Annotated in this window: 22 protein-coding genes; 4 read left to right on the forward strand and 18 right to left on the reverse strand. The window is 70.1% G+C overall.

The annotated features are described in order from the left end of the window. Positions 1–24: 24 nt before the first annotated feature. The 7 genes from AB0M51_RS40005 to AB0M51_RS40035 form a co-directional block, all read right to left on the reverse strand. Positions 25–2235, reverse strand: coding sequence for a hypothetical protein (locus tag AB0M51_RS40005; protein ID WP_344198205.1), 2211 nt, complete (start codon positions 2233–2235; stop codon positions 25–27). Beyond that, positions 2232–3206, reverse strand: a complete 975-nt coding sequence (locus tag AB0M51_RS40010) for a glycosyltransferase family 2 protein (protein WP_344198207.1) — start codon at positions 3204–3206, stop codon at positions 2232–2234. Before AB0M51_RS40010 ends, AB0M51_RS40005 begins: the two co-directional genes overlap by 4 nt. Positions 3207–3248: 42 nt before the next feature. Beyond that, a complete protein-coding gene (locus AB0M51_RS40015) occupies positions 3249–4793 on the reverse strand; it encodes a gamma-glutamyltransferase (protein WP_344198209.1) in 1545 nt (514 codons plus the stop codon). A gap of 5 nt (positions 4794–4798) precedes the next feature. Next, complete coding sequence (locus AB0M51_RS40020) at positions 4799–7474, reverse strand: phenylalanine--tRNA ligase subunit beta (protein WP_344198211.1); 2676 nt, start codon at positions 7472–7474, stop codon at positions 4799–4801. Then, positions 7474–8583, reverse strand: coding sequence for a phenylalanine--tRNA ligase subunit alpha (gene pheS / locus AB0M51_RS40025; protein ID WP_344198213.1), 1110 nt, complete (start codon positions 8581–8583; stop codon positions 7474–7476). The genes AB0M51_RS40020 and pheS overlap by 1 nt, the downstream gene beginning before the upstream one ends. 109 nt (positions 8584–8692) lie before the next feature. Continuing rightward, entirely contained in the window at positions 8693–9037 is a 345-nt protein-coding gene (locus AB0M51_RS40030) for a hypothetical protein (protein ID WP_344198214.1), read from the reverse strand. A 12-nt stretch (positions 9038–9049) separates the two neighbouring features. Then, complete coding sequence (locus AB0M51_RS40035; protein ID WP_344198216.1) at positions 9050–10558, reverse strand: MFS transporter; 1509 nt, start codon at positions 10556–10558, stop codon at positions 9050–9052. Positions 10559–10613: 55 nt separating this feature from the next. On the opposite strand from AB0M51_RS40035, the gene AB0M51_RS40040 reads away from it, so the two are divergent. Further along, on the forward strand, positions 10614–11318 hold the full coding sequence (locus tag AB0M51_RS40040) for a TetR/AcrR family transcriptional regulator (RefSeq protein WP_344198218.1): 705 nt from the start codon (positions 10614–10616) through the stop codon (positions 11316–11318). Positions 11319–11335: 17 nt separating this feature from the next. Here AB0M51_RS40040 and AB0M51_RS40045 read toward each other — a convergent pair whose 3' ends face one another. The 5 genes from AB0M51_RS40045 to infC form a co-directional block, all read right to left on the reverse strand. Continuing rightward, positions 11336–12226 carry a CehA/McbA family metallohydrolase gene (locus tag AB0M51_RS40045; RefSeq protein WP_344198220.1) on the reverse strand — a complete coding sequence of 297 codons (891 nt, stop codon included), beginning with the start codon at positions 12224–12226 and terminating at the stop codon, positions 11336–11338. After that, a complete protein-coding gene (locus tag AB0M51_RS40050) occupies positions 12223–13026 on the reverse strand; it encodes an RNA methyltransferase (protein ID WP_344198222.1) in 804 nt (267 codons plus the stop codon). The genes AB0M51_RS40045 and AB0M51_RS40050 overlap by 4 nt, the downstream gene beginning before the upstream one ends. A 20-nt stretch (positions 13027–13046) precedes the next feature. Continuing rightward, the gene (gene rplT, locus AB0M51_RS40055; RefSeq protein WP_131367113.1) at positions 13047–13439 is read right to left on the reverse strand and encodes a 50S ribosomal protein L20; all 393 of its coding nucleotides are present in this window, start codon (positions 13437–13439) and stop codon (positions 13047–13049) included. 75 nt (positions 13440–13514) lie between these two features. Beyond that, positions 13515–13709 carry a 50S ribosomal protein L35 gene (rpmI, locus tag AB0M51_RS40060; RefSeq protein WP_344198224.1) on the reverse strand — a complete coding sequence of 65 codons (195 nt, stop codon included), beginning with the start codon at positions 13707–13709 and terminating at the stop codon, positions 13515–13517. Positions 13710–13799: 90 nt separating this feature from the next. After that, positions 13800–14477 carry a translation initiation factor IF-3 gene (gene infC / locus AB0M51_RS40065; protein ID WP_344198225.1) on the reverse strand — a complete coding sequence of 226 codons (678 nt, stop codon included), beginning with the start codon at positions 14475–14477 and terminating at the stop codon, positions 13800–13802. 295 nt (positions 14478–14772) lie between these two features. Here infC and AB0M51_RS40070 point away from each other — a divergent pair, with 295 nt between their 5' ends. Then, complete coding sequence (locus AB0M51_RS40070) at positions 14773–15147, forward strand: DUF1844 domain-containing protein (RefSeq protein WP_344198227.1); 375 nt, start codon at positions 14773–14775, stop codon at positions 15145–15147. 29 nt (positions 15148–15176) lie between these two features. On the opposite strand, the gene AB0M51_RS40075 is transcribed toward AB0M51_RS40070, so the two are convergent. From AB0M51_RS40075 to AB0M51_RS40085, 3 genes are all read right to left on the reverse strand, one after another. Beyond that, positions 15177–17684, reverse strand: coding sequence for an FtsX-like permease family protein (locus tag AB0M51_RS40075; RefSeq protein WP_344198229.1), 2508 nt, complete (start codon positions 17682–17684; stop codon positions 15177–15179). Between the two features lie 70 nt (positions 17685–17754). Further along, a complete protein-coding gene (locus AB0M51_RS40080; RefSeq protein ID WP_344198231.1) occupies positions 17755–18771 on the reverse strand; it encodes an NAD(P)/FAD-dependent oxidoreductase in 1017 nt (338 codons plus the stop codon). Continuing rightward, positions 18768–19448 carry a TetR/AcrR family transcriptional regulator gene (locus AB0M51_RS40085; protein ID WP_344198232.1) on the reverse strand — a complete coding sequence of 227 codons (681 nt, stop codon included), beginning with the start codon at positions 19446–19448 and terminating at the stop codon, positions 18768–18770. The genes AB0M51_RS40080 and AB0M51_RS40085 overlap by 4 nt, the downstream gene beginning before the upstream one ends. 151 nt (positions 19449–19599) lie before the next feature. Between AB0M51_RS40085 and AB0M51_RS40090 the strand changes: the two genes are divergently transcribed. Then, positions 19600–20454, forward strand: a complete 855-nt coding sequence (locus AB0M51_RS40090) for a phosphotransferase (protein ID WP_344198234.1) — start codon at positions 19600–19602, stop codon at positions 20452–20454. Here AB0M51_RS40090 and AB0M51_RS40095 read toward each other — a convergent pair. The 3 genes from AB0M51_RS40095 to AB0M51_RS40105 are packed head-to-tail and all read right to left on the reverse strand — an operon-like array spanning position 20444 to position 23525. Next, positions 20444–21358, reverse strand: a complete 915-nt coding sequence (locus AB0M51_RS40095) for a carbohydrate ABC transporter permease (protein WP_344198236.1) — start codon at positions 21356–21358, stop codon at positions 20444–20446. The two genes, AB0M51_RS40090 and AB0M51_RS40095, sit on opposite strands and share 11 nt — an antisense overlap. Next, a complete protein-coding gene (locus AB0M51_RS40100; protein WP_344198238.1) occupies positions 21355–22233 on the reverse strand; it encodes a sugar ABC transporter permease in 879 nt (292 codons plus the stop codon). Before AB0M51_RS40100 ends, AB0M51_RS40095 begins: the two co-directional genes overlap by 4 nt. Further along, positions 22233–23525: a sugar ABC transporter substrate-binding protein gene (locus AB0M51_RS40105; protein ID WP_344198240.1), complete on the reverse strand. Its 1293-nt coding sequence runs from the start codon at positions 23523–23525 to the stop codon at positions 22233–22235. Before AB0M51_RS40105 ends, AB0M51_RS40100 begins: the two co-directional genes overlap by 1 nt. 85 nt (positions 23526–23610) lie before the next feature. Between AB0M51_RS40105 and AB0M51_RS40110 the strand changes: the two genes are divergently transcribed. Further along, positions 23611–24627, forward strand: coding sequence for a LacI family DNA-binding transcriptional regulator (locus AB0M51_RS40110; RefSeq protein WP_344198242.1), 1017 nt, complete (start codon positions 23611–23613; stop codon positions 24625–24627). The last annotated feature ends 10 nt before the right edge of the window (positions 24628–24637 follow it).

Consider the following 24637-nt stretch of genomic DNA (forward strand, 5'->3'; position numbering starts at 1 on the left):
TGCGCACCCGATGTTACGGGAGATTCACGCTCCGAGGTCGTAGATCCGGACCTCGCCGATGCTGTGTCGCCGGACCGCGAGCCGGTCGAGGGCGGGCGCGATCGGCCCGTTGCGCCCGTCGGCGTACAGCCAGCGGACGCCGTACTCGTCGCGCAGCCGGCGCAGCACGTCCGCGGTCGGTGCGGTCAGGGCTTGTTCGGTGAGCGCGACGCGGTCCGGCCACGGCGACGGCTGCTCGGTGTAGCGGCGGCCGCCGTCGCCCTGCGCGGCCATCGCCTGGTTCGTGTACGCCCAGCCCTCGACGAGGGTGCGGCGGCCGGCGATGCCACTGACCAGATAGCCGCGGGCGTCGCACCCCGGCGCCAGTGAGCCGGCCGGACGACACCAGGTGTTCGTCGCGACCACGTCGTACGTCGCCGAGTGCTGCCCGAGCCACAGCGCGGCCTCCGCCTCGTCGGGGTACACCCACCAGCGCGCCGCGCGGTACGTCGGCGCCTTCTCGGTGTCGCCGTGGACGGCGCTCTGCGCGAACGAACTGATCGGCGCGGTCGACAGCAGCACGAGTACGACGAACATGCCGCCACCGGCTTGCCGCAACGTCAGCCGCCACACGAGCAGCAGGAACAGCGTGATCCCGAGGACGACCAGCAGCATCCGGGTGGTCAGCCACAGCTGCCGTCCGGTCGAGGCGGCCGGGACACCGCGCGCCCAGACGACGAGACCGGCGTACCCGATCGAGAGGATGAACGCGGCGACCGCGATCGGGAGCGGGCGTCCCGAGGCGCGCGCACTGGTCGCAGCGAACCAGCCCGCACCGGCCAGGCTGAACGGCGCCGCGGAGTAGACGAAGTACGACTCGCTCACCGACGGGTGGTCGATCAGCAGGTACCCTACCCAGCCCGCGATCATCGCGCCGAGCAGGAACCAGGCAATCGGGTCCCGTTTGCCGATGACACCGAAACCGGCCCAGGACATCGCTTGCAGGGTCAGGAGCAGCCCTAGCAGCAGGCTGAGCGTTCCGAGCACCTCACCGTGTGCCAGCGCTGGGAGAATCAGCCCACCGTCACCCGGTTGCGTCTTGTCACCAGTCGCGGCCGTGTAGACGGGCAGGGACTTCAGTACGGCCAGGAACTGCACACCGGAGCCGCTGGTGCTGCCGGCAACTGTCAGGAGCGTCGTAGCACCGACAACGAGCAGGACAAACGCCGTACCGACAAGACGCCACGGGATGCGCCGTGTTGTCACCAGTAGGTACAGGGCGGCGAGGCCGACGGCTGCCACCAGCAGTGGCAGCACTGTCGGCTTGGAACCGCCGCCGACAACGGCTACCGGGACGATGAGCAGCCAGAGCCGGTGGCTGCCGTTTCTGAAGAGCAGTTCGATCAAGAACACCGCTACCGCGACAGCCGCGACCATGCCGAACGTCTGGGACGGGCTGAGCAGACTGACCGGTGGTGCGAGGTTCACACTCGTGTCCACGAGCAGGAACAACTGCGGCGCGGCTAAGGCCAGTGCCGCGAGTACGCCGGTCCACCAAGTACGGCTGACGATTCTGGCGAGTGTTGCACACACAAGCAGCGAGACAACCAGCCACGGGAGGATCCAGAGCCGGAACAGTACGACGAGCGGTGTGAGGCGCGTGACGTCCACGGCGGCGGCCATGTCGGCGTTCGCGAACCAGTGGTAGTCGAGGCGCTCGTGGACGACCTGTGGCAGCTCGGGCGGCACGGCACGGGTCAGCTCGTGCACCATGGACAGGTGGTACAGCAGGTCCGGGTAGTACGCCTCGCCGTGCGGCGGCATCGGGTGGTAGGCCATCACGCCGAGCGTCGTCGCAGCGACCATCACCGCCGCGGACACCGCCAGCCCGACGGTCCACGCGAACGGCAGCGGCTGGGGGTCGGCGATCCGGAAGTACCGTCGCCCGGCGACCGCGAACCCGACCAGTACCAACGCCGGCCAGACGATCAGCCAGCGCTGCCAGCCGAGCGCGGTGAAGATCGCCCAGCCGATCAGCTGCCAGGTCGCGCCGACCACCGACCCGAGCCCGAGATCCTCGGCCCAGTTGCCGGTACTGCGCCACACGGCCCGCAGCAGCAACGTCCCGGGGAGCGCGATCGCGCCGGCGAAGTACGCGGCGTACTTGAGGATCGGGCCGGCGCCGACATCACCCAGCGAGACGAACCCGCCGACCGCCACCAGGATCGGCAGCAGCCAAGGGGCGGACCGCCTCATCTGGTGCTTTCGTGGATGGGCTCCTGGTGCCCGTGGTCGTCGAGGCTGTCGTAGCCGACGAGGAACTGCGGACGGCGCTGACTCGACTGGAAGAGCCGCGCGACGTACTCACCGAGCAGGCCGAGACACAGCAACTGGATCGCGCCGATCACGCTCACCGCGAGCACCGTCGACGTCCAGCCGGGAATGCTCCGGCCGGTCAGCTTGATCACCAGCGCGCCGATCACGAACACGCCGGACATCGCGCCGCCGAGCAGCCCGAGCCAGGTCGCCAGCCGCAACGGAGCCGCCGAGAACGCGGTCACGCTGTCGAACGCCAGCCGCACCATCTTCGACACGCTGTACTTCGTGGTCCCGGCGGCCCGCTCCGCCCGGACGTACTTCACCTCGGTGCTCGGGAACCCGAGCCACGGGATCACCAGCCGGAACACCCGGCCGTCGTCGGGCAGCGCGTTCACGGCGTCGACCACCCGGCGGGTCACCAGCCGGAAGTCGGCCGCGTCGAACGGGATCTCCTTGCCGACCAGCCGGCACATCAACCGGTAGTACAGCCGGGCGGTCGTGCGCTTCGCCCACGAGTCGCTCGAGCGGTCCGAGCGGACGCCGTACACGACGTCGACGTCCTCCTCCTCGACCGCGCGCAGGAACTCGGCGATCACCTCCGGCGGGTCCTGCAGGTCGGCGTCGATCGTGACCACGTACCGGCCGCGGGCGCGCCGGAAGCCGGCCGACTGCGCGGCCTGGTGACCGCTGTTCCGGAGCAGGCGGACGACACGCAACTGCGGCCAGTCCTTCGCCGCGTCCAGCAGCAGCGCGGCGGTCCGGTCCCGGCTGCCGTCGTCGACGACCAGCAGCTCGTAGCTGGTCCCGAGTCCGTCCAGCAGCGGATGCATCCGCTCGAAGAAGATCGGCAGCACCTCTTCCTCGTCGTACATCGGTACGACGACGGAAAGCTCGGGCTTGTCCCGCATTGGCTACCTTTCCTTCAGATCAGGGATCGACCTTAGCGCGAGCTACGCCGGCGAGATCGCCACCGCACCCGTACGCCGTGGGTCGCCGACCGCGAGCAGTCCGTCGGCCGGATCCCAGAACGCGGCCGCCACGCCGCCGAAGTACATCGAGTGCGGGGGCATCGGCCGGGTCGGCAGCGCGGTCGAGCCGGAGACCGGCAGGTCGTCCTCGTAGTCGACGGTCACGTCCTCGCGGACGCGGACGTGCAGCCGCGGGTGCTCGACGGCTTCCCGGAGCGAGAGGCCGCCGTGGGTGGCGAGCGCGTACACCTGCGCGATCGCGGTCGGGATCCGGTCCGAACCGGGCGAGCTGATCGCGAGCACCGCGCCGTCGCTGTCCCGTCTCGCGACGCTCGGCGCCATGTTCGACGTGAGCCGGGTGCCCGGGGCGAGGCTGTGCGGGCCGCCGTGCAGGAGCTCCTGCTCACCGAGCGCGTTGTTCAGCCAGATGCCGGTGCCGGGCGTGAGCACACCCGATCCGTACCCGGACGAGACCGTGATCGCGCACGCGTCACCCTCGTCGTCGACGACCGACACCGTCGCCGTACTCGGCGAGGTCAGCGCGCGCAGGTCGCCGGACGCGGCCAGGTCGAGAAGCTTCTGCCCTTCGAGACGGCGGACGTCCTCCGCGTCGAGCTCGGCGAGCCGCCGGCCGAGCACGGCGTACTGCACGTCGATGAGCCGCTCCAGCTCCGCCTGGCTCCAGCTGCCGTCGGCCGGCACACCGTCGAGCAACGCGAGCATCGCGGCCGCCGCGACTCCTCCGACCGCGGGCGGCGGGTTGGTGGCCAGCCTCCAGCCGTTCTGCTTGACGACCAGGGCCGGGCGGACGATCGCCTCGTACGCCGCGAGGTCCTCGGCGGTGAGGATGCCGTCGTTCGCGGCCATGTCCTCGACCAGCAGTCGCGCGAGCTCGCCGGTGTACATGGTCTCGGCGCCGTCGCGGGCGATCAGCTCGAGCGCCTCGGCGAGCTCCGGAATCACGACCGTACTGCCGGCCTTGATCACGGTGCCTTCCGGGTCGTGCACGACGCCGTGGCTCGGCTGGTGCCAGCCGAAGATGATCTCGTGGGTGAAGCCCAGGTAGTAGCCGGAGGTCCGGCTCAGCGGGAAGCCGTTGCGGGCGACGTCGATCGCGGGCTGGACGACCTCCCGCCACGGCGCCTTGCCCGAACGGCGGTGCGCCAGGTCGAGCGCCTTCATCCCGCCCGGCGTCGCGACCGAGCCGTGGCCGACCGTGGTCGTCGTACCGCCGCCGTAGTCGGTGGTCACGTCCCAGACGCCCTGCCCGAACCGCTCCCCCGGCAGGCCGCGGCCCGGCATCTCCACCCAGCCGTCGATCGTGACCGGCTCCGCGCCCGCCACCTGCAGCGTGACGAACCCGCCCGACGCCGGCGACACCACGCCGATCTCGTTCACCATCGTCACCAGCGTCGCGGCGATCGCCGCATCCACCGCATTCCCACCCTCGGCAGCCACCCGCACACCCGCATCCGCGGCCGCCGCGTTCGGCGCCGCGACGGCCACCCGCGGGTGACTGCCGTTCATGATTCTCAGCCGACCCGTTGGACCGCGTTGAAGCGGTCGACGGTGACCTGGACAGCGGCCTGGCGGGCGTCGGCGACCTCGTTCTCCTTCAGGGTGCGGTCCGGGGCGCGGAACCGGAGCGCGAACGCGAGCGACTTCTTGCCCTCGCCGATCTGCTCACCGGTGTACACGTCGAAGAGCCGCACCGACTCCAGCAGCTCCCCCGCGCCCTCGGCCAGCGCCGCCTGCACATCCGCCGCCGGTACGTCGGCCGCGACGATCAGCGCCACATCCTCCTTGGCCACCGGGTACGACGAGAACGGATGCGCCGCGATCGACTCGGGACCGGCCGCGATCAACGCGTCCAGGTCGAGCTCGACCGCGCTCGACCGAGCGGGCAACCCGAACGCCTGGCAGACCTTCGGGTGCAGCTCGCCCGCGTACCCGACGGACTTGCCGTCGACCACGAACTCCGCGCACCGCCCCGGGTGCCACGGCGCGAGTTCGGCGTTCCGCACGACCGGCTCGACGCCCACCGCGGACGCGATCAGGCGCGCGATCTGCACCGCGTCGGCCCAGCCCGCCGGGCGGCCCTTGCCCCACCAGCCGGCCGGAGTCCGCGAACCGGTCAGCACCACGCCGACGTGCAGCGGCTGGTCCGGGAGCGCGTCGTACAGGGCCTGGATCTCGGCGTCGCTCGGGCGCTGCGCGACCGACGGCAGCGGCGCGGGCTTCGTCTCGGCCTTCGGCAGGAAGACCAGGCCGGTCTGGAAGATCGCCAGGTCGTTCGCGCCCCGGCCGGCGTTCCGCTCGGCGGTCCGGAGCAACGTCGCGAGCAGGGTGGTCTGCATCGACGGCTCTTCGTCGGAGATCGGGTTGACGAGCTTCACCGTCGTACGCCGGGGGTCGCCGGCCGGCAGGCCCAGCGCGTCGAAGTCGGCCTCGCCGGTGAACGGGTAGGACACGACCTCCGTCAGTCCGGCGCCGACCAGGGCGGTCGCCACCTTCCGGCGCCGCTTCTGCGACACGGTCAGGCCCTGCCCACCCGGGGCGGCCGGCAGGATCGACGGCACGTTGTCGTACCCGAACAGCCGAATGACTTCCTCGGCGAAGTCGTTGGGATCCCGCAGATCCGGCCGCCACGACGGCGGCGTAACCGTCAACAGGTCGTCGCCGACGAGGTCGGCGGCCGCAACCGACCCCAGCCCCTCGGCGCCGCTCCCACCCGCCACGGTCGGCGCGGCGGTCGCGCTGGCTGTGGTCGGGCCGGCGGCGGTCGCGCTCGGGGTGGTCGGGCCGCCGGTGCCGGCCGCGATCGTCAGCGCCGGGGCGTGGACGCCCACCGCGAGGGGGGCGGGGGTGGCGCCGGCGGCGGCTCGTTCGACGGTGCAGCCGACCGACCGGAGGTGCTGGAGCGTCTCCGCGAGGGTGATCGGCGCGCCGGCGACGCGGGCGGCGTGGTCGGCGCGGAGGTTGACCGGGGCAGGGGCGGGGTGGGTGTCCACGACCGTCTCGTCCGGGAGGATCGTGCCGCCGGCGTACTCGGCCAGCAGGTTCGCGACCCGCTGGGCGGCGTACCGCGGCAGGGCCGGATCCACCTCACGCTCGAACCGGCGGGACGCCTCCGACGACAGCTTGTGCCGCCGGGACGCGCGTGCGATCACGATCGGGTCGAAGTGCGCGGCCTCGATCACGACGTCCGAGGTGTTCTCGGAGATCTCCGTCGACGCACCGCCCATCACCCCGGCGACGCCGATCGGCCCGGAGTCGTCGGTGATCAGCAGGTCCTCGGCGTCCAGCTCCCGCGTCTGGTCGTCGAGCGTCATCAGCTTCTCGCCCGGGGTCGCCCGGCGTACGACGATCTCGCCGGCCAGCCGGGCCCCGTCGTACGTGTGGATCGGCTGCCCGAGCTCCAGCATCACGTAGTTCGCGACGTCGACCCCGATCGAGATCGGCCGCATCCCGGACGCCAGCAGCCGCTTCTGCATCCACCGCGGCGACAACGCCTTCGGGTCGATCCCGGTCACCGTCCGCGTGACGAACGCGCTGCACGCGGCCGCGTCGTCCACCCGCACCGGGTAACCGCCTTCGCCGGAGCCGTAGAGCGCGAGGTCGGCCGGGTCCTTCAGCGGCACGCCGTACGCCGTCGCCGCCTCACGCGCGACCCCGCGGATCGACAGGCAGTACCCACGGTCGGGCGTCACCGCGATGTCGAGCACGTCATCGGCGAGCGAGAGCAGCGCGATCGCGTCGTCACCCGGCGTGGCCTCGCCCGGCTCGAGTACGACGATGCCGTGCGTACCGTCGTCACCCAGACCGAGCTCGGAGCTCGAGCAGATCATCCCGCTCGACACGTGCCCGTACGTCTTCCGCGCCGAGATCGCGAACCCGCCGGGCAGCACCGCACCCGGCAGCACCACGATCACCAGGTCGCCGACCTCGAAGTTGTGCGCACCGCAGACGACCCACTGCGGCTCGTCCTTGCCGATGTCCAGCGAGCACCAGCGGATCGTCTTGCCGTTCTTCTGCGGCTCGTTCTCGTACGTGAGCACCTTGCCGACCACGAGCGGGCCGGTCAGGTCGGACTCCTCGACGGTCTCCACCTCGAGGCCGGCCCGGATCAGCTGCTCCGCGACCTGGCGGCCGGTCACGTCGGCGGGCAGCTCGACGTACTCACGAAGCCATGACAGTGGGACCCGCATCAGATCTCCATCCCGAACTGGCGGCTGAACCGCACGTCACCCTCGACCATGTCCCGCATGTCCTCGACGCCGTTGCGGAACATCAGCGTCCGCTCCAGGCCCATGCCGAACGCGAACCCGGAGTACCGCTCGGTGTCGATGCCGTTGGCCTGCAGGACCCGCGGGTTCACCACGCCGCAGCCGCCCCACTCGATCCAGCCCTCGCTGCCGCAGGTGCGGCACGGACGGTCCGGGTTGCCGACGGACGCGCCGCGGCAGACGAAGCACTTCAGGTCCACCTCGGCCGACGGCTCGGTGAACGGGAAGAAGTTCGGCCGCAGCCGCGCCTCGAGGCCCTCACCGAACATCGACACGACGAAGTGGTCGAGCGTGCCCTTCAGGTGCGCGAGCGTGATGCCTTCGTCCACCACCAGGCCCTCGACCTGGTAGAAGACCGGCGTGTGCGTCGCGTCGAGCTCGTCGGTGCGGAACACCCGGCCCGGGCAGATCACGTAGATCGGGGGCTTGCGGCTCAGCATCGACCGCGCCTGCACCGGCGAGGTATGGGTCCGCAGGACCTTGCCGGAGCCGGCCGGCTCGACGAAGAACGTGTCCTGCATCTGCCGCGCCGGGTGGTCGGGCTGGAAGTTCAGCGCGTCGAAGTTCAGCCACTCGGCCTCCACCTCGGGCCCCTCGGCGACGTCCCAGCCGAGCGCGGTGAAGACGTCCGCGACCTGCTCGGAGATCAGCGACAGCGGGTGCCGGGCGCCGAGCTCGGGGGTGTGCCACGGCAGCGTCACGTCGACGCGCTCGGTGGCCAGCATCCGCTCCTCGTGCTCGGCCTCGAGCACCGCGAGCCGGGCCGCGAACGCCTCGTTGATCGCCTTCCGCGCGGCGCCGATCCGCTGTCCGGCCTCCTTGCGGGCCTGCGGCGGCAGCGCGCCGATCTCCCGGTTGGCCAGCACGATCGGCGACTTGTCCCCGAGATGAGCGGACTTCGCCTCCTGCAGGGCGGCCAGATCGGCCGCCCCGGTAAACGCTCTGAGGGCCTCGTCGCGGGTCCGCTCCACCTCTTCGGCATGCAGCGGCGTCACTTCGACCGGGTCGTAATCAGTGTTGGGACCGGACATGGCTCGCTCTCAATTCGGAACTTCTGCGGATTGCAGTCTAGAAACCCGAACCCCAAGACCGTGAATCGGCTGTCCACAACCCCACCCCCACCCCCAGGCCCAGGTTGGATCAGCCGAGCCGGTGGCGGGCCCGGATGGCTCCGATGAGGGTGCCGAGGGCGGCGAGGAAGGCGGCGACGCCGATCGGGAGGAAGAAGGTCGGGTAGTCGACGACCGCGGCCGGGTCGGTCCACGGTTCGTGGCCGGGGGTCGGCTCGGCGAGGATCAGGCAGACCGCTCCGGTCACGTCGTACGCGATCCCCAGCAGAACGGCGGTGATCGCCAGCCGCCGGGCCCATTTCAGCACCCGGCGGCTCCCCCGCGACCGCCCACTCAGCATCGTCCCGAGGGCGAACGGCAGCAGGATCAGCAGCGCCAACAGAACGGCGTTGGCGACCTTTTGGAACGCAGGCACGCCTGCATGCTGTCAGTGGACCGGGTCGTCCACGGGTGCTACCTCGTCCTGGACCTTCGGGAGGACGGTGAGTGCGACCACTGCTCCGGCGACCGCGCCGATGGCGCCGACCGTCATCGCGATCGACATCGCGTCGACGAACGCGTGCTTGGCGGCCGCGAAGAAGTCCGGGCCGAGGGCGAGCGTGTCGGCGATCGACTTCCGGGCGCCCTCCGGCACCGAGTCCGGCAGCGCCGACGAGTACGCCGCCGCGAGCACACTGCCCAGTACGGCGACCGACAGCGCGGCGCCGGTCTGCTGGACGGTGTCGTTCATCGCCGAGCCGACGCCCCGGTGCTCCGGCGGAACGGCCTGCATGAGCAACGTGTACGCCGCCGGACCGGCCAGGCCGCCGCCGATCCCCATCACCAGCAGCCCGAGGATCAGCAGGCCGTACCCGGTCGAGTCCGACACCTGCGTCAGGATCCCGAACGCGCCCGCGATGACGATCAGCCCGAGCGCGATCAGCGTCCGGTCCGCCAGCTTCTTCCCGAGCGTCGCGCCCAGCACGTTGAACACGGTCGCTGCCACGGCGTACGGGATCAGCGCCAGCCCGGCCTTCAACGGCGAGTACCCGAGGGCGAACTGGAGGTACTGCGTCAACGCCAGCATCAGCCCGCCCGCGGTGAACGACAGCAGCACGATCGAGAAGCTCGTACCGCTGAACCGCCGGTCCTTGAAGAGTGCGAGCGGCACCATCGGATGCACGCTGCGCTTCTCCCAGAGCGCGAACGCCGCCAGCGCGACGATCCCGACCGCCAGCCCGCCGAGCACCTTCGCGGACCCCCAGCCGTTGCCCGGGATCGACACGATCGCCCACACGATCGAGGCCATCCCGACGATCGTCAGCACCGCACCGGCCGGGTCGACGTCGCGGGCCGGTCCCTTCGACTCCGGGATCAGCGCCAGTGTGCCGATGATCGCCAGTACCGCGATCGGCACGTTCAGCAGGAAGATCGAGCCCCACCAGAAGTGGTTCAGCAGGACGCCGCCGACGGTCGGACCGGCCACCACGCCGACCATCGCGACCATCGACCAACCCGCCATCGCCTTGCGCTGCTCCTCCGGCGGGAACACCGTGAACAGCAGCGACAGCGTGCTCGGCATCAGCAGCGAACCGCCGACACCCATCAGCCCGCGGCAGGCGATCAGCTGCCACGGGTTCGCGGCGAGCGTGGCGAGCAGCGAGGCGGCGCCGAACAGCACGAGCCCGACCAGCAGCATCTTGCGGCGCCCGTACCGGTCGGACAGGCTGCCCGCGGTCAGCAGCAGCCCCGCGAACGCCAGGATGTACGCGTCGATCACCCACTGGATGTCCGCCGGCGTCGCGTCCAGGTCGCGCATCAGCGACGGGATCGCCAGGTTCAGGACGGTGTTGTCGACGACGAGCACCATCAGGCTCAGGCACAGGATCAACAGGATCCACCAGCGCCGGGGATGCCCGGTCGCCGATTCGGAGGACTCGAACGGTGTACTAGTCACTCGCACACTGTACGACGAACTCGTACAGCGTGCGAGTGGTTAGTAGGATGGGCGCATGAGAGAGCCGATCTGGACCCGGGAACGGAAGGCGTCACCCGCGCGCGAGACACTGAGCCGGGAGCAGATCGTGGCCGCCGCGATGCAGGTGCTGGACGCCGAGGGCGTGACCGGGCTGAGCATGCGGAAGCTGGCGGCCAAGCTCGACGCCGGCGCGACCAGCCTGTACTGGCACGTGCCGACCAAGGACGACCTGATCGACCTGCTGATCGACGAGGTCTGGGGCGAGATCGACGTACCGGAACCGGAACTGGCCGGATGGCGGAGCGGTGCGCTGCTGTTCGCCCACAGCCTGCGGGCGGCCGTGCTGCGGCATCCGTGGCTGCCCGAGGTGATGTACACCCGGCCGAGCATGGGGCCGAAGGGGATGGTCCTCGGTTCCCGCAGCCTGATGCTGTTCCGCGGCGGCGGGTTCACCGAGTTCGACCTCGACCACGCCGTGAGCAGCGTGATGTCGTACGTGCTCGGCTGCGCGAGCGCCGAGGTCGCGACCCGCGAGATGGTCCGGAACTCCGGCCGGTCGGAGGGCGAGTGGACCGCCGAGATGCTCGAGCGGGCGCAGCAGGTCTCCGCCGACTACCCCGAGATGCGCGCCTCGGTCCGCCGCCGCACCACCCAGCAACTGGACACCGCACTGACCGCCAACTTCGTCTACGGCCTCGACGCCCTCCTCGACGGCCTCCAGACCCGCGCCAGGAGTTAGGCGCCAGGAGTTAGGCGTCAGCCGAGGTGGATCGGGTTGGTCCAGGCTCGGCGGCCGGTGGTGTCTTCGGTGGTGATGCGGCAGTGGGTGCCGCGGAAGAGGTGCAGGGGGAAGGTGTGCCCGGTGAGGTCGGTGCCTTGGGCGACCTCGGCGCCGGGGTGGCCGCCGGTGAGGAGGATCTTGGTGGCGGGTGAGCAGCGGACCGTGATCTCCTCGCCGTCCAGGTGTACGTCGTACAGCTCGGGGCCGGTGCTGGAGTAGAAGTGGCCGGCCTTCAGGGCGGTGAGGAGCGCGTCCGGGTCGAGGGATTCGGCGCGGACGTGGACCCAGGCCTGGCACGGTGGCGGGTCCTGGGGTTGCAGGTGGGCGTCGTCGGCGGCGTACGTGGTGAGGCGGTGGCCCCGGTTCAGGAGGACGTCGGTGAGGTGCCAGCTGTCGCCGCGGTTCTCGCGGTCGGCCAACGCGTTGTGGACCTCGATCGAGTGGGCGGCGTCGAGACTCTCGGCGTCCGCGGCAGTCAACAGAGAGGCTGACGGATGTGCCATGCCCACGAATGCTCCGGCGGCACGGGCTCGGCGTGCCAGACCAGGACCGTCTTCAGAGCCGGACGGCGGCGGGAAGTCGAGCGGGAGGCCGGCCGCGACGATGTGCCAGGACTGGCCGGCTTCGGTGCGGGGCGCGTGGAGTTCGGCGCCGATCAGCGTGCTGAAGTCCGCCGTCCGCAGGTCGCGGGTATCCGTGATCGGATAGTCGTACTCGGGCCGGAAATGGTCGGTGATCGCCACGAAGTCGTACCCGGCGTCCCGATACACCTGCGCGGTCTCGGCCGGAGACAGGAACCCGTCGGAGCGGTTCGAATGCGTGTGCAGGTTTCCACGCCAGAACCGGCCCGGCAGGTCGAAGGTCATCGGCGTTGCTCCCGGGCCGAGGCGTACAGGCAGACGGCCGCGGCGGTGGCCAGGTTGAGCGACTCGGCGCGGCCGTAGATCGGCACCTTCACCGAATGGTCGACGACGGCGTTGATGCCGTCCGGCAGACCGTGCGCCTCGTTGCCGAACAGCCACACGGTCGGCTTCGCGAGCGTGCCGTCGTCGATGCACGTGTCCAGGTCGGTCGCGCCGTACCCGTCCGCGGCCAGCACCTGCAGTCCCTGCTCGCGCCACGCCCGGACGGCGTCCAGGATGTCGACGTCGGTGCTGATCGGCACATGGAAGATGCTGCCCACGCTGGCCCGGACCGCCTTCGGGTTGTGCGGGTCGACGGACTCCGACGACAGTACGACGGCATCCGCGCCGGCCGCGTCCGCCGTACGGATCAAGGTGCCGACGTTGCCGGGATCGCGGACCTGGACGCCGGCCGCGACCAGCGTCAACGCATCGGTCCGCAGCGGAACGGTCACCAGCGAACAGACCGCGACCACGCCCTGCGACGTCACGGTCTCGCTGAGCGCCTCGATCGCGGCCCGGTCGACCTCGAACCACGGGACGCCGGCGACCGCGGCCAGGTCGCGCAGATCACGGTGCCGGGTCGCGACGCCGGGCTCGGCGTACACCTCGAGCACGAGTTCGCGATGCTCGAGCGCCTCCCGGACGGCCTGCGGGCCCTCGACCAGGAAGCGGCCGGCCTTGCGCCGGAACGCACGAGTGGCGAGCCGCCGGGCCTGTTTGATCCGCGCGGACTGCGCGGTCAACAGACCAGGGCTCGCCACTTGTGGACTACGGGTGTTGCTCAGGCTGCGGCGTCGGACTTCGGCGCGTTCACGTCCGCCGGCAGCGCGGCCTTGGCCACCTGCACGAGCGCGGAGAACGCCGCCGGGTCGTTGACGGCCAGGTCGGCGAGGATCTTCCGGTCCACCTCGACCTCGGCCAGCCGCAGGCCCTGGATGAAGCGGTTGTAGGTCAGGTCCTCGGCGCGGACCGCGGCGTTGATGCGCTGGATCCACAGCTTGCGGAAGTCGCCCTTGCGCGCCTTGCGGTCACGGTAGGCGTAGACGAGCGAGTGGGTGACCTGCTCCTTGGCCTTGCGGTACAGCCGCGAGCGCTGGCCGCGGTAACCGCTGGCCTGCTCGAGTACGACCCGGCGCTTCTTGTGGGCGTTGACTGCCCGCTTCACGCGTGCCATGAGGTGTTACTCCTTGTATTTCTGCGCCGTGGACGGACTGCCGACGACGGGGGATGGTTCGGGAGGGGAAGTGCGTCAGATGCCGAGCAGCTTCTTGGCCTTCTTGACGTACGCCGGGGCGACCTCCGTGGTGCCCGACAGGCGACGCTTGCGCTTCGACGACTTCGCCTCGGCGAGGTGCCGGATACCGGTCTGCTCACGACGGATCTTGCCCGACCCGGTGACCCGGACCCGCTTCTTCATCCCCGAGTGGGTCTTCATCTTCGGCATGGCTGTTGTGCTCCTGATTTTCTTCGTTGACTCGATCTTCGGTGTGCCGGCTCCGGCCGCCGGTCGTTCGGTTGCGGCCGGAGCGATCGGTCACTCCGGGTCGAGGTTGTCGGCCGGACCCTTCGGCTTCTTGGCAACACCGGCGGCGCGCTCGGCCTCGTGAGCCTGGGCCTGCTCGGCGCGTTCCTTGCGCTCCGCTTCCTCCTCGGCCTCTCGCTCGGCCTTCCGCTGCGCCTTCTCGGCTTCCACGTCCACGCGCGCTTCGGACTTCTTCTTGTGCGGTCCGAGCACCATGATCATGTTCCGGCCGTCCTGGCGCGGCGAGGACTCGACGAAGCCGAGCTCGCTGACGTCCTCGGCCAGCCGCTGCAGCAACCGGAACCCGAGCTCGGGCCGGGACTGCTCACGTCCGCGGAACATGATGGTGATCTTGACCTTGTCCCCGGCCTTCAGGAACCGCACCACGTGACCCTTCTTGGTCTCGTAGTCGTGCGGGTCGATCTTCGGCCGCAGCTTCATCTCTTTGATGATGGTGTTGGTCTGGTTCCGGCGGGACTCGCGCGCCTTCTGCGCGGTCTCGTACTTGTACTTGCCGAAATCCATCAACTTGCAGACCGGAGGCCGGGCGGTCGCCGCGACCTCGACGAGGTCGAGGTCGGCCTCCTGGGCCAGCCGCAGTGCGTCCTCGATCCGGACGATGCCTACCTGCTCACCGTTCGGTCCGACCAGCCGCACCTCGGGAACGCGGATGCGCTCGTTGACGCGCAAATCAGTGGTGATGGGTCCTCCTGGGTTGAACTCGTACTGGGTGCCACCTCGTGATCCCAGAGCCTCCTGAAAAACACGAAGGCCCTCGTGCGATCACACGAAGGCCCAATTCCCAGCAGTACGACGTCCTGCCCCGCCAACGGGAAGTACGCCGTACCTTGACCGGGACCCGCCGACTGTTCATCGACTGGGTGGGAGGTGGCCCTCCGCTTAGACTTGAACCCTCGGCGTCCCTTGACTATTCCGGTCAGGGGTCACCAACGGACCAAGTCGGTCGCCATGCAAGAGTAGCAGCATGACCGACCCAGATGCCACTCCGCAGCCCGACCCGCTCGCGACCGCTTCCCGCGACATCGCCGAGGTGCCCGCCGTGGAGATCATCTCCACGGCCGCACTCCACCTGATGAGCGCGGCCGCCGTCAACCTCGGCCTGGCCGCCGACCTGCCGGAGCACAAGGACCTCGACGAGGCGCGATCGCTGATCGACTCGCTGGCCGGCCTGCTGGACGCGGCCTCACCGTCCCTCGGGCACCACCACGCGGCGCCACTGCGGGACGGACTGCGTTCGCTGCAGCTGGCGTTCCGGGAGGCCAGCTCGATCCAGGACGAGCCGGGCCAGGGCCCCGGCGAGAAGTACACCGGCGCCGTCTACCCGGCTGCCACCAAGTAGGACCACCTGGATCAGCAGGAGGTATTTGTTCAGTCCGTACGGCGGACCAGTTCCAACTGGGAACGCGTCAGCGCGTAAGGCACCGCACCAGCGAACAAAGGCACCAGTACGGCGACCCCTGCGATCACCGCCCACGGCACCACGACCGTCGGCGACCCGACGACGCTGTGCGCGGTGAAGCCGTACAAAGCGCCCACTGCAACACCGAGCAGACAACCGAGCTGCCCCAGGAACCAGCCCTGGGCAGCCGCGAGACCTCGACGCAACCGGGGCGGCGCACCGACCGCAGCGAGGGTCGCGAAGTCCGCACGCCCTTCCGACATCGACAACGCAACCGACATCGCGACGCCGAGCAACGTCGCCGCCAGTCCTGCCACCAGAAGCCCGATCGACGCCTTGCGCACCGGGCTCTGGTAGCCGTGCTCGACCTGCAACGCGTCCTCATGACCGAGCAGCCTCGCGACCGCGGCGAGCTGCGCCGCGCTCGGCTCCTCCCGCAAGCTGAAGTGGACCGCATCCACGCCGGCTGTCCCGAGCTGTCGTGCTGCGTCGGTGCTGATCAGGGCCGACCGGGCCAGCACACCGGCCTTCGGCGGCGACGGCACGACCACAGCCGGGTACCGGAACGTCTGACGCCCGTCGATGTCGTCCCCGCGCGCAAGCTCGACCTTCCCGTCGTGCGCGAGCGTCGCCAGCGGTACGACGACCTCGCCCTGCCGCAGTGCCGCAGCCGCCCGGCGACCCCAGTCGAGGAACCGCGCCACGTACGCCGGATCGACCGCCGTCAGCGAGTACCCGGTCGAGTAGACGCTGCCGTTCGCGACGTACCCGTCGGTCGCCTTCGTGCCCTTCAGTACGACGGTGCCGACCTCGTAGCGGTGCTCCACCGGCAGCAGGCTCTGGACGCGATCGACGAGCTCCGCCGAGTACGGTACGTCGCCGTCGAACCGCAGGACCGCGTCGCCGATCCGGCCGGCCGGCTCGTAGTTCTGCGCCTTGGCGGCGGACTGGTTGACCACGGCGAAAGCAAGCGCCGTCGTACCGGCGACCGCGATCATGATCGCCGCGGTGACCGGGCCGGTGCGATGGCGGTGCCGGGACGCGTCCCGGAGCGCCAGCCGGATGCTCAGCGGCAGGGTGCGGAACCTCCCGGCGACCTTGCCGACCAACGCCGGCAGCATCCACACCAGCCCGGCGACGACGAGCGTGATGCCTGCGACGACCACCGCGACCGGAAGCGTCGGCGAGGCCGAGGCGACGCGGGAGATCTGGGCGGGGTCGGCGGCAGCGCGCTCCTGCCGGGCGGTGCCGAGCGCGGACGCCAACTGGAGGTTGCCGACCACGGACAGGACCAGCCCGGACGCCACCAGCACGAGTGCGACGCGTCGCAGCCGGACTCCGGCCACGACCGCGTTGAACCGGCCGGCCAATGCGGCCAACGGTGGCCGTCGCGCCGCGCCGATCGCCGGGACCAGCGCCGAACCGAGCCCTGCGACCAGCCCGACGGCAACCACCCCGAGCAGTTGCACCCAGGGGATCTGCCAGCCGGTGATCAGCGTCGAGGTCGCATCCTCCCACCAAGATTTCCCGGCCAGCGCAATCAGTACGCCGATCACGAGCCCACCGCCCGCGCCGAGCAGTCCGGCGTACAGGCCCTGCGCCAGCACGACCCGCCGTACGTCGGCCGACGTACCGCCGACTGCCGTGACAAGACCGAGCTCCCGGGTCTGCCGGCGGGCTACGACCGCGAACGCAGTACCGGCGAGCAGCATGAGCTCCAGTACGCCGAAGCCGACGATGAGCACCCGTGCCGCCGCACCGCCCACCGGGCCGCGCGGCATCGCCGGCGGGTCGATGACGGAGGCCCTGGATTCAAGGGTGATCCCCTGCTTGCTGAGCTTCTCAGCCAGGGCTGTGACGTCCACGCCGTTCGGTAGGTCGACCAGGTACTCCGCTTGCGCGGCCGGGTCGCCCAAAGCCGGTGTAGCGAACACCATGCGCGCCTTCGGGAGATCGAGTGTGCGAGCAATGCCCACGACCTGGTACTTCGTACCGTTGGCAGCGGTCAGCACACTGCCCGGATGCAGCCCTAGGTGGTCCGCCAGCACCGGTGACAGCGCGACCTCACTCGCCTTGGCAGGCATCCGTCCGGCGTCCAGGCGGAACGTCCCACCAAGCAGGGTGTTCGTGAAGTCGCCCGTGGCGAGCCCGACGTTCAGGGCGGTCCCGTTGCCGCGCAGTTCAAGGTCACCGTTGATCGACTTCGCTCTGGCGTAGTGCGACCCGCTCGGCAGCGCACGGCGTACGTCGGTCTGCGCAGACGGCACTGTCAGCCGCGCGTCCGAGGGCCCGAGCACTGTCCGCGCCAGCAGCTCGCCCCTGGGATGCGTACCGCGGTGCACGACGCTGAACCAGCTACCGGCGAGCACAGGCAGGCCGACGAGAGCAGCGATCAGCAACGTCCGCCCCAGGGTGCGCCGCGCCGTACGGCGGGCCAGACGCAACGCGACAACCCAGTCATTGAGCAGCTTCACCATGGATACTGAGTATGCATACCCGGTATCCATCTGCGCAAACTTCACTGCCCCGTCAGCAGTTGGGGCGGACCTAAAGACCGGCGAAGAAGCGGACCAGGCCGGCCGGGGCATCCGGGGCGAAGCAGACCTCCAGGTTCTGAGCGGACTCCAGGGCCGACTGCTCCGCCCGGGCGAACATGGCTGCTTCGTAGGAGTCCAGGGGGTCGCCCGCGAGCAGGGTCGCGGCCAGTTCGGCGGCGTCCTGGAGGGCCAGGTTCGCGCCCTCGCCGGCGAACGGGGACATCAGGTGTGCCGCGTCCCCGAGCAGGGTGACGCCTGGCACCGGCTTCCACTGGTGCCGGATCGGCAGCGCGTGGATCGGCCGCGGGATCAGCTCGCCGTCGGCCTCGCGGATCAGCCGGAGCAGGCTGTCGTCCCAGCCGGCGAAGGTCGCCGCCAGGACCTCGGCCGTGATCGGCGCATGCTCGGTCGCGCGGTAGGCGGCGTACACGTGCAGCCGATCAGGCTCGCGGTGCGCGAGCAGCCCGCGCCCGTCCGACAGCGCGAACATCGACCCGCCGCCGACCAGCTCCGCGCTCTCCGGATGCCGGACATCGGGATCGAGCAGGTCCAGCTCCGCGAACGAGATCCCGGCGTACCGCGGGACCGCGTCCGACACCACCGTCCGTACCTTCGACCACGCGCCGTCCGCTCCGACGACCAGGTCCGCGTCCGGCAGCTGACCGTCGACCTTCGAACCCCAGCGGATCATGCCGTCGGGCAGGCTGTTGATCAGCAGGTCCCGCAGCGCCTTCCGGTGCACTTCGGGCCGCCCGCTGCCGCCGTCGTCCGCGTGCCGCAGTACGCCATGCTTGTCGTACACCTTCATCGCCTCGCCGCCGGGCAGCACGAGCGGAAGGAAATCGTCGTACAGGCCGGCAGCGCGCAGCGCCCGCTGGCCGGAGTCCTCGTGGATGTCGAGCATCCCGCCCTGCGTCCGCGCCTCCGGCGTCGCGTCGGCCTCGTAGACCACGGCCTCGACGCCGTTGACGTGCAGAATCCGGGCCAGCATCAGTCCGCCGAGCCCGGCGCCGACGATTGCGATCATGCCGATTCACCTCCCGTGCGTGGAGTGCCGAGCACCCCGTTGAGCAGTACGTCGATCCCCCAGGCCAGCCGCCGCTCGCCCGGCCCGCTGAACAGGTCCTCACCGAGCGCCGCGATCCGCGGATGCGTCTCCGGCTGCACGGCGAGCAACGCGGCCCGCGCCGCACCCCACGCCTCCGGGTCGTCCCCACCGGCATGCTCGGCCGCAGTCGCCGTTGCCAACTGGAGCAGCAGATCCACACCCCAAGCGGCCTGCGCCGACGGCACGCCGCCCTCGTCCAGCAAGGCGAGCAGACCCTCGACCAGCCGCAGATAGTTCTCGCCGGCCGGCCTCGCTGCCACGGCCGACTGAGCGAGGCTCGGATACTCGAACAACACCCGCGTGTACGACGTGAGCACCGAGGCGATCCGCTCCCGCCAGCCGCCCGCGGCCGTCACCGCCGACAGGTCCACTGCCGCCAGCAGGTCGTCGAGCACCGCGCCGTGCAGGAGCGCGGTGTTCCGGAAGTACACGTACAGCGACGCCGGCCCGGTATCCAGCTCCTTCGCCAGCCGCCGCATCGTCACGCGGTCCATTCCCTCGGCCCGCATCACCTCGACCGCGGCCGCAACGATCGCCCGCCGCGACAGCGCCGCCTTGGCCGGCCGCTCTCGCCTGCTCCTCGGTTCTTCGCTCACGCCTCCACGATAACGAACATGTTCGTTACGAACAAGTTCGTCCAGTCAGAGCTCGTCGATCCGCCACCGGTGGATGCTCCAACCGTCCCCGGCCTGGGGCGCCCCGAGAAATCGGGGCGCCCCAGGCGCTCTGGGTCGGTACGGTCGGCGGATGACCGAACTGCCGCCGCCTGTGCCGAAGCTCGACGTGCGTCAACTGCTGGACGCGGTGAATCGCCGGACCGGGGCCGGGCTGGAGTTCGTCGGGCGGGCGGCGGACGGTGAGGTGGGGGCGGCGTTCGTCCGGTGGCCGGACGGGCGGGACGGGGTCCTGACCCGCGGGTCCGGCGGGATCGACGAGCTGCGGCGTACGGCGGAGGCGCTGGCGGCTGCGCGGGCCCGCGGGCTGCCGGTTCCGGAGTACCAGCTGCTGGCCGACGTCGGCGACGCCGTCGGCGTGGCGCAGGAGCGGTTGCCGGGACGGCCGCCGCAGCGGGTCGACCGGACGTTGCTGGAGGCAATGATCGCGATGGCGGACCGGTTCGCCGGAGTCGCACCCGAGGTGCCGGTGCCGTCGATGTACCTGCTGGAGAGCGGGCCGGGCTTCTGCCTGCACGAGTCGCTCGAGCGGTACGACGACCGCACCCGCAAGCTGCTCGGCTGGATCCACGAGGTCGGGCGCGCCGAGCCGGGCGGGATGACCGGCGACGATCTGGTGCACCTCGACTTCCACCCCGGGAACGTGCTGGTCGACGATGCCGGCGTCATCACCGGCATCGTCGACTGGGACGGGATCGGCCGCGGGGACCGGCACTTCGGCCTGGTCACGCTGCGGTTCAGCGCGCACGTCGGGCTACCCGGCGCGGACCTCGCCTGGTTCGACGAGTTGCTCCGCACCGTCCTCGAGCCCGACGTGCTGCGCCTCTACTGGGCCCATATGGCGCTCCGCCAGGTGGACTGGTCGATCCGTCATCACACGGCGGCCGATGTCACGCACTGGCTGGAGTTCGCCGTACCTATCCCTTGACCGCGCCTTCCTCGACGCCCTTGAAGAAGAAGCGCTGCAGGGTGGCGAACACGATCACGATCGGGATGAACGCGATCATCGTGCCGGCCGCGATCAATCGCGGGTTGTTGCTGAACGTGCCGGACAGGTACTGCAGGCCGACGGTCAGCGTGTACTTGTTCGGATCGGTGAGCACGATCAACGGCCAGAGGAAGTCGTCCCAGGCGCCGATGAACGCGAAGATCGCGATCACGCTGATCGTCCCGCGCACCGACGGCAGCCCGATGTACACGAACCGCTGCCAGGCGTTCGCGCCGTCCACGATCGCGGCCTGGTCGACCTCCAGCGGCAGGGCGCGGAAGGCGTTGTACATCAGCAGGACGTTCAGCGCGCCGATCATCCCGGGCAGCGCGACGCCGAACAGCGTGTTCGCCAGCCCGAACTCGCGGACCGTCACGTACTGCGAGATGATCGTGACCTCGCCCGGCAGCACCAGCGTCGCGAGGAACAGCCCGAGCACGATCTTGCGCCCGCGGAACTGCAGCCGCGAGATCGCGAACCCGGCCAGCGACGCGCCGATGATGTTGCCGCCGACAACCAGAACGGCGACCACGAGCGAGTTCCGCGCGTAGTCCAGCACCGGGATGGTGTCGGTGACCTCCTTGTAGTGCGCGAACGTCGGCTGCGCCGGGAGCAGCCGCGGGATCCGGGTGTAGATGTCCTCGCCGGATCCCTTCAGCGACGTCGACAGCTGCCAGAGGAACGGCCCGATCGTGATCAGCAGCACGAACACCAGCAGCACGTACCGCGCGACCTTCTCCCGCGGCGACACCGAGTTGAACCCGAACGATCCGCGCCGCCGCTTCGGCGTACCGGAGGCTTCCGGGGACACGGCCGGACGCGCCGGGTCGGTGACGACACTCATGCTTCAGCTCCTCGGCGGTTGAGGCGCGCGAGCACCAGCATCGGTACGACGGTGACGAAGAACAGCACGATCGACAGCGCGGACGCGTACCCGAGGTTGCCCTCGAAGCCCTGGCTGTACTGCTGGATCAGCATCACCACCGAGTTGTCCCGGCCGCCCGGACCGCCCTTGCCGCCGCTCAGGATGAACAGCTCCGAGAACACCCGCAGCGCGGACACCGAGATCAGGATCGAGATCAGGATCATGGTCCCCCGGACGCCGGGGATCGTCACGTGGATGAACCGGCGCAGCGGCGAGGCGCCGTCGACCGCGGCCGCTTCGTGCAGCTCCCGCCCGACGTTCCCGAGAGCGGCCAGGTAGATGATCATGTAGTACCCGAGCCCCTTCCAGATCGTCAGGCTGATCGCGCTCAGCAGCAACAGCCACTGGTCGGACAGGAACGGCAGCGGGCCGGAGATGAACCCGAGCTTCTCGGCCAGCCCGTTGACCAGACCGCGGTCGTCGAGGATCCACTGCCAGATCAGCGCGACCACGACCGCGGACGCCACCACCGGCGTGTAGAACGCGGTCCGGAAGAACGTGATCCCGGGCAGCTTCTTCTCCACCAGTACGGCGAGCAGCAGCGGCAGGACCGTGAGGAACGGCAGACAGACGACCATGTAGATCACGCTGTTCAGCAACGCCCAGCGCAACTGCTCGTCGTGCAGCAGGGTCTCGAAGTTCTTCAGCCCGACGAAGTGGCCGCCGCCGATCGGCCTGGCGTTCGTGAACGACAGGATGACGGTGTTGATCGACGGCCACAGGTTGAACACCAGCAACCACGCGAGTGCTGGGACGACCAGCACCCACGGGGTGAACCACCGGTTGTAACGCATCAGGAGGTGAGCAGCTGGTTGGCCTTCGCCACCGCGGCGTCGAGGGCTGCCTTCGAGGAGATCTTGCCGGAGATGGCCAGCGAGATCTGCTGCCCGATGAAGTCGTTGGTCGCGCCACTGATCACCGGCGGCTGCAGGTTCTTCGCCTTGGCCAGCGACTGGAACGCGAGCACCTTCGCGTCGCTCTCCGGCGTACCGTCGGACTTCGAGAAGTACGGGTCCTGCGCGGAGGCCTTGGTGGACGGGAAGATGTTCACGATCTTCGCGAACGCGGCCTGGTTCTCGGCGTTCGTGACGAACCGGGCGAGCGCGATCGCGGCGGCCTGGTTCTTGGTCTTCGCCGACACCGACAGCCCCTGCACGTACAGCGGCGGGGTGTCCAGCGCGGGCGACGGGACGACCTTGCCCTTCAGCGACGGGTTGTCCTTGACGAAGTCCTGGATCGCGTTGCCGCCGCCGGTGGTCCAGGCGACCTTGCCCTGGGTGAAGAGCTTCGAGTTGCCCAGGTACTCGTTGGTCAGGATGTCGCGCGGCATGTACCCGGCCTTGTAGGCGTCGCGGTACTTGTCCAGCAGCGCCGCGGCCTCAGGGGTGTTGAAGACGAACTTCTTGCCGTCGTCGGAGAGGATCTTGATGCCGGCGTTGGTGAAGTCGCCGATCCCCGGCAGCCGGCTCATCAGGTATTCCTTGCCGCCGGTCTTGTCGTGCATCGTCTTCGCGGCCGCGAGCAGCTCGTCGAAGGTCTTCGGCGGGTTCTTCACGTCCAGGCCGGCCGCGGCGAACTTGGTCGCGTTCCAGTAGTCGATGTCGGTGTTCAGGTACCACGGGTAGCCGAACGTGCCGTCCATCCCCTGGTACTCGTACGCCTGGACGCCGCCCTCGACGTACTCGTCCTTGATCTTCGGGTCCGCGGCGCCGACGTCGAGCAGCATGTTCTGCTTGGCCAGCGACAAGGCGAAGTCCGGCGGCAGGTTGGTCACGTCCGGGAGCTGCCCGGCCGACGCCTGGCTCAGCACCTTCTTGTCGTAACCGTCGCCCGGCTGGTCCAGCCAGGTGACGTGGGTGCCCGGGTACTTGGCCTCGAACGCCTTGATCACGCCCTCGACGTACGACGTGAACTTGGGCTTCAGCGCCCAGGTCTGGAAGCTGACCTCACCGGTCACCTTGGCGCTCGAGTCCACGGTCGGCTTCGCGCCGCTGCTGCCGGAGTCCTCCGAACCAAGGCCGCAGCCGGCGAGGGTGAGAGCGGCGGCGGCAAGAAGTGCCACCAGCGCCGGACGGCGTCTACGCATGGGATCTCCTGGATTTGATAAACCGGTATAGCTCCCGAACTATCCACATCGTAGAATCCGCTGTCAAGGGCAGGAGGAACCCACGATGGCGAGACCGACGATCGCGGACATCGCGACCAGGGCCGGGGTGTCGAAGGGCGCGGTGTCGTTCGCGCTGAACGGGCGGCCGGGCGTCAGCGACGCGACCCGGGAGCGGATCCTGAAGATCGCCGAGCAGATGAGCTGGCGGCCGCACAGCGCGGCGCGGGCGCTCGGCGCGTCCCGGGTGGACTCGGTCGGGATGGTGATCGCGCGCCCGGCCCGGACGCTCGGCGTCGAGCCGTTCTTCGCGCACCTGCTGTCCGGCGTGCAGTCCGGCCTGTCCGCGGAGTCCATCTCGCTGCAGCTGCTGATCGTCGAGGACACCGCCGCCGAGATCGAGGTCTACCGGCGGTGGGCGTCGGAGCACCGGGTGGACGGCGTGATCCTGGTCGACCTGACCGTCAAGGACCCGCGGGTCGACGAGCTCAGGGCGCTCGAACTGCCGGCCGTGGTGATCGGCGGCCGCGGCGGCAAGGGCGCGCTCGCCTCGGTCTGGGCCGACGACCGGGACGCGATGCTGGCGATCGTCGAGTACCTGGCCGCGCTCGGCCACCGGCGGATCGCGCACGTCGCCGGTACGCCGAACTTCCAGCACACGCAGCGCCGGATCCGCGCGGTCCGGGACGCGGCGCCCCGGCTCGGGCTGCTCGACGCGCCGTCGCTGACCACCGACTTCAGCGACGCGGAGGGCGCCGCGATCACCCGCAAGCTGCTCTCCCAGCCGAACCGGCCGACCGCGATCGTCTACGACAGCGACGTGATGGCGGTGGCCGGCCTGGGGGTGGCGATGGAGATGGGCGTGTCGGTGCCGGGCGAGCTGTCGATCGTCGCGTTCGACGACTCGATCCTCACCCAGCTGATGCACCCGGCGCTGACCGCGCTGTCCCGGGACACCTTCGACTTCGGCCGGCAGGCCGCCGAGGTGCTGCTGGACACGATCGCCGACCCGGGCACCGTGGTCAACCGCCGGACCGCCGACCCGGTGCTCACGGTCCGCGAGTCGACGGCCCCACCCGGGTAATGTTTGCACT

Origin of the sequence: Kribbella sp. NPDC051137 (assembly GCF_040682535.1) — a bacterium.
GTDB classification, from domain to species: Bacteria; Actinomycetota; Actinomycetes; order Propionibacteriales; family Kribbellaceae; genus Kribbella; species Kribbella karoonensis.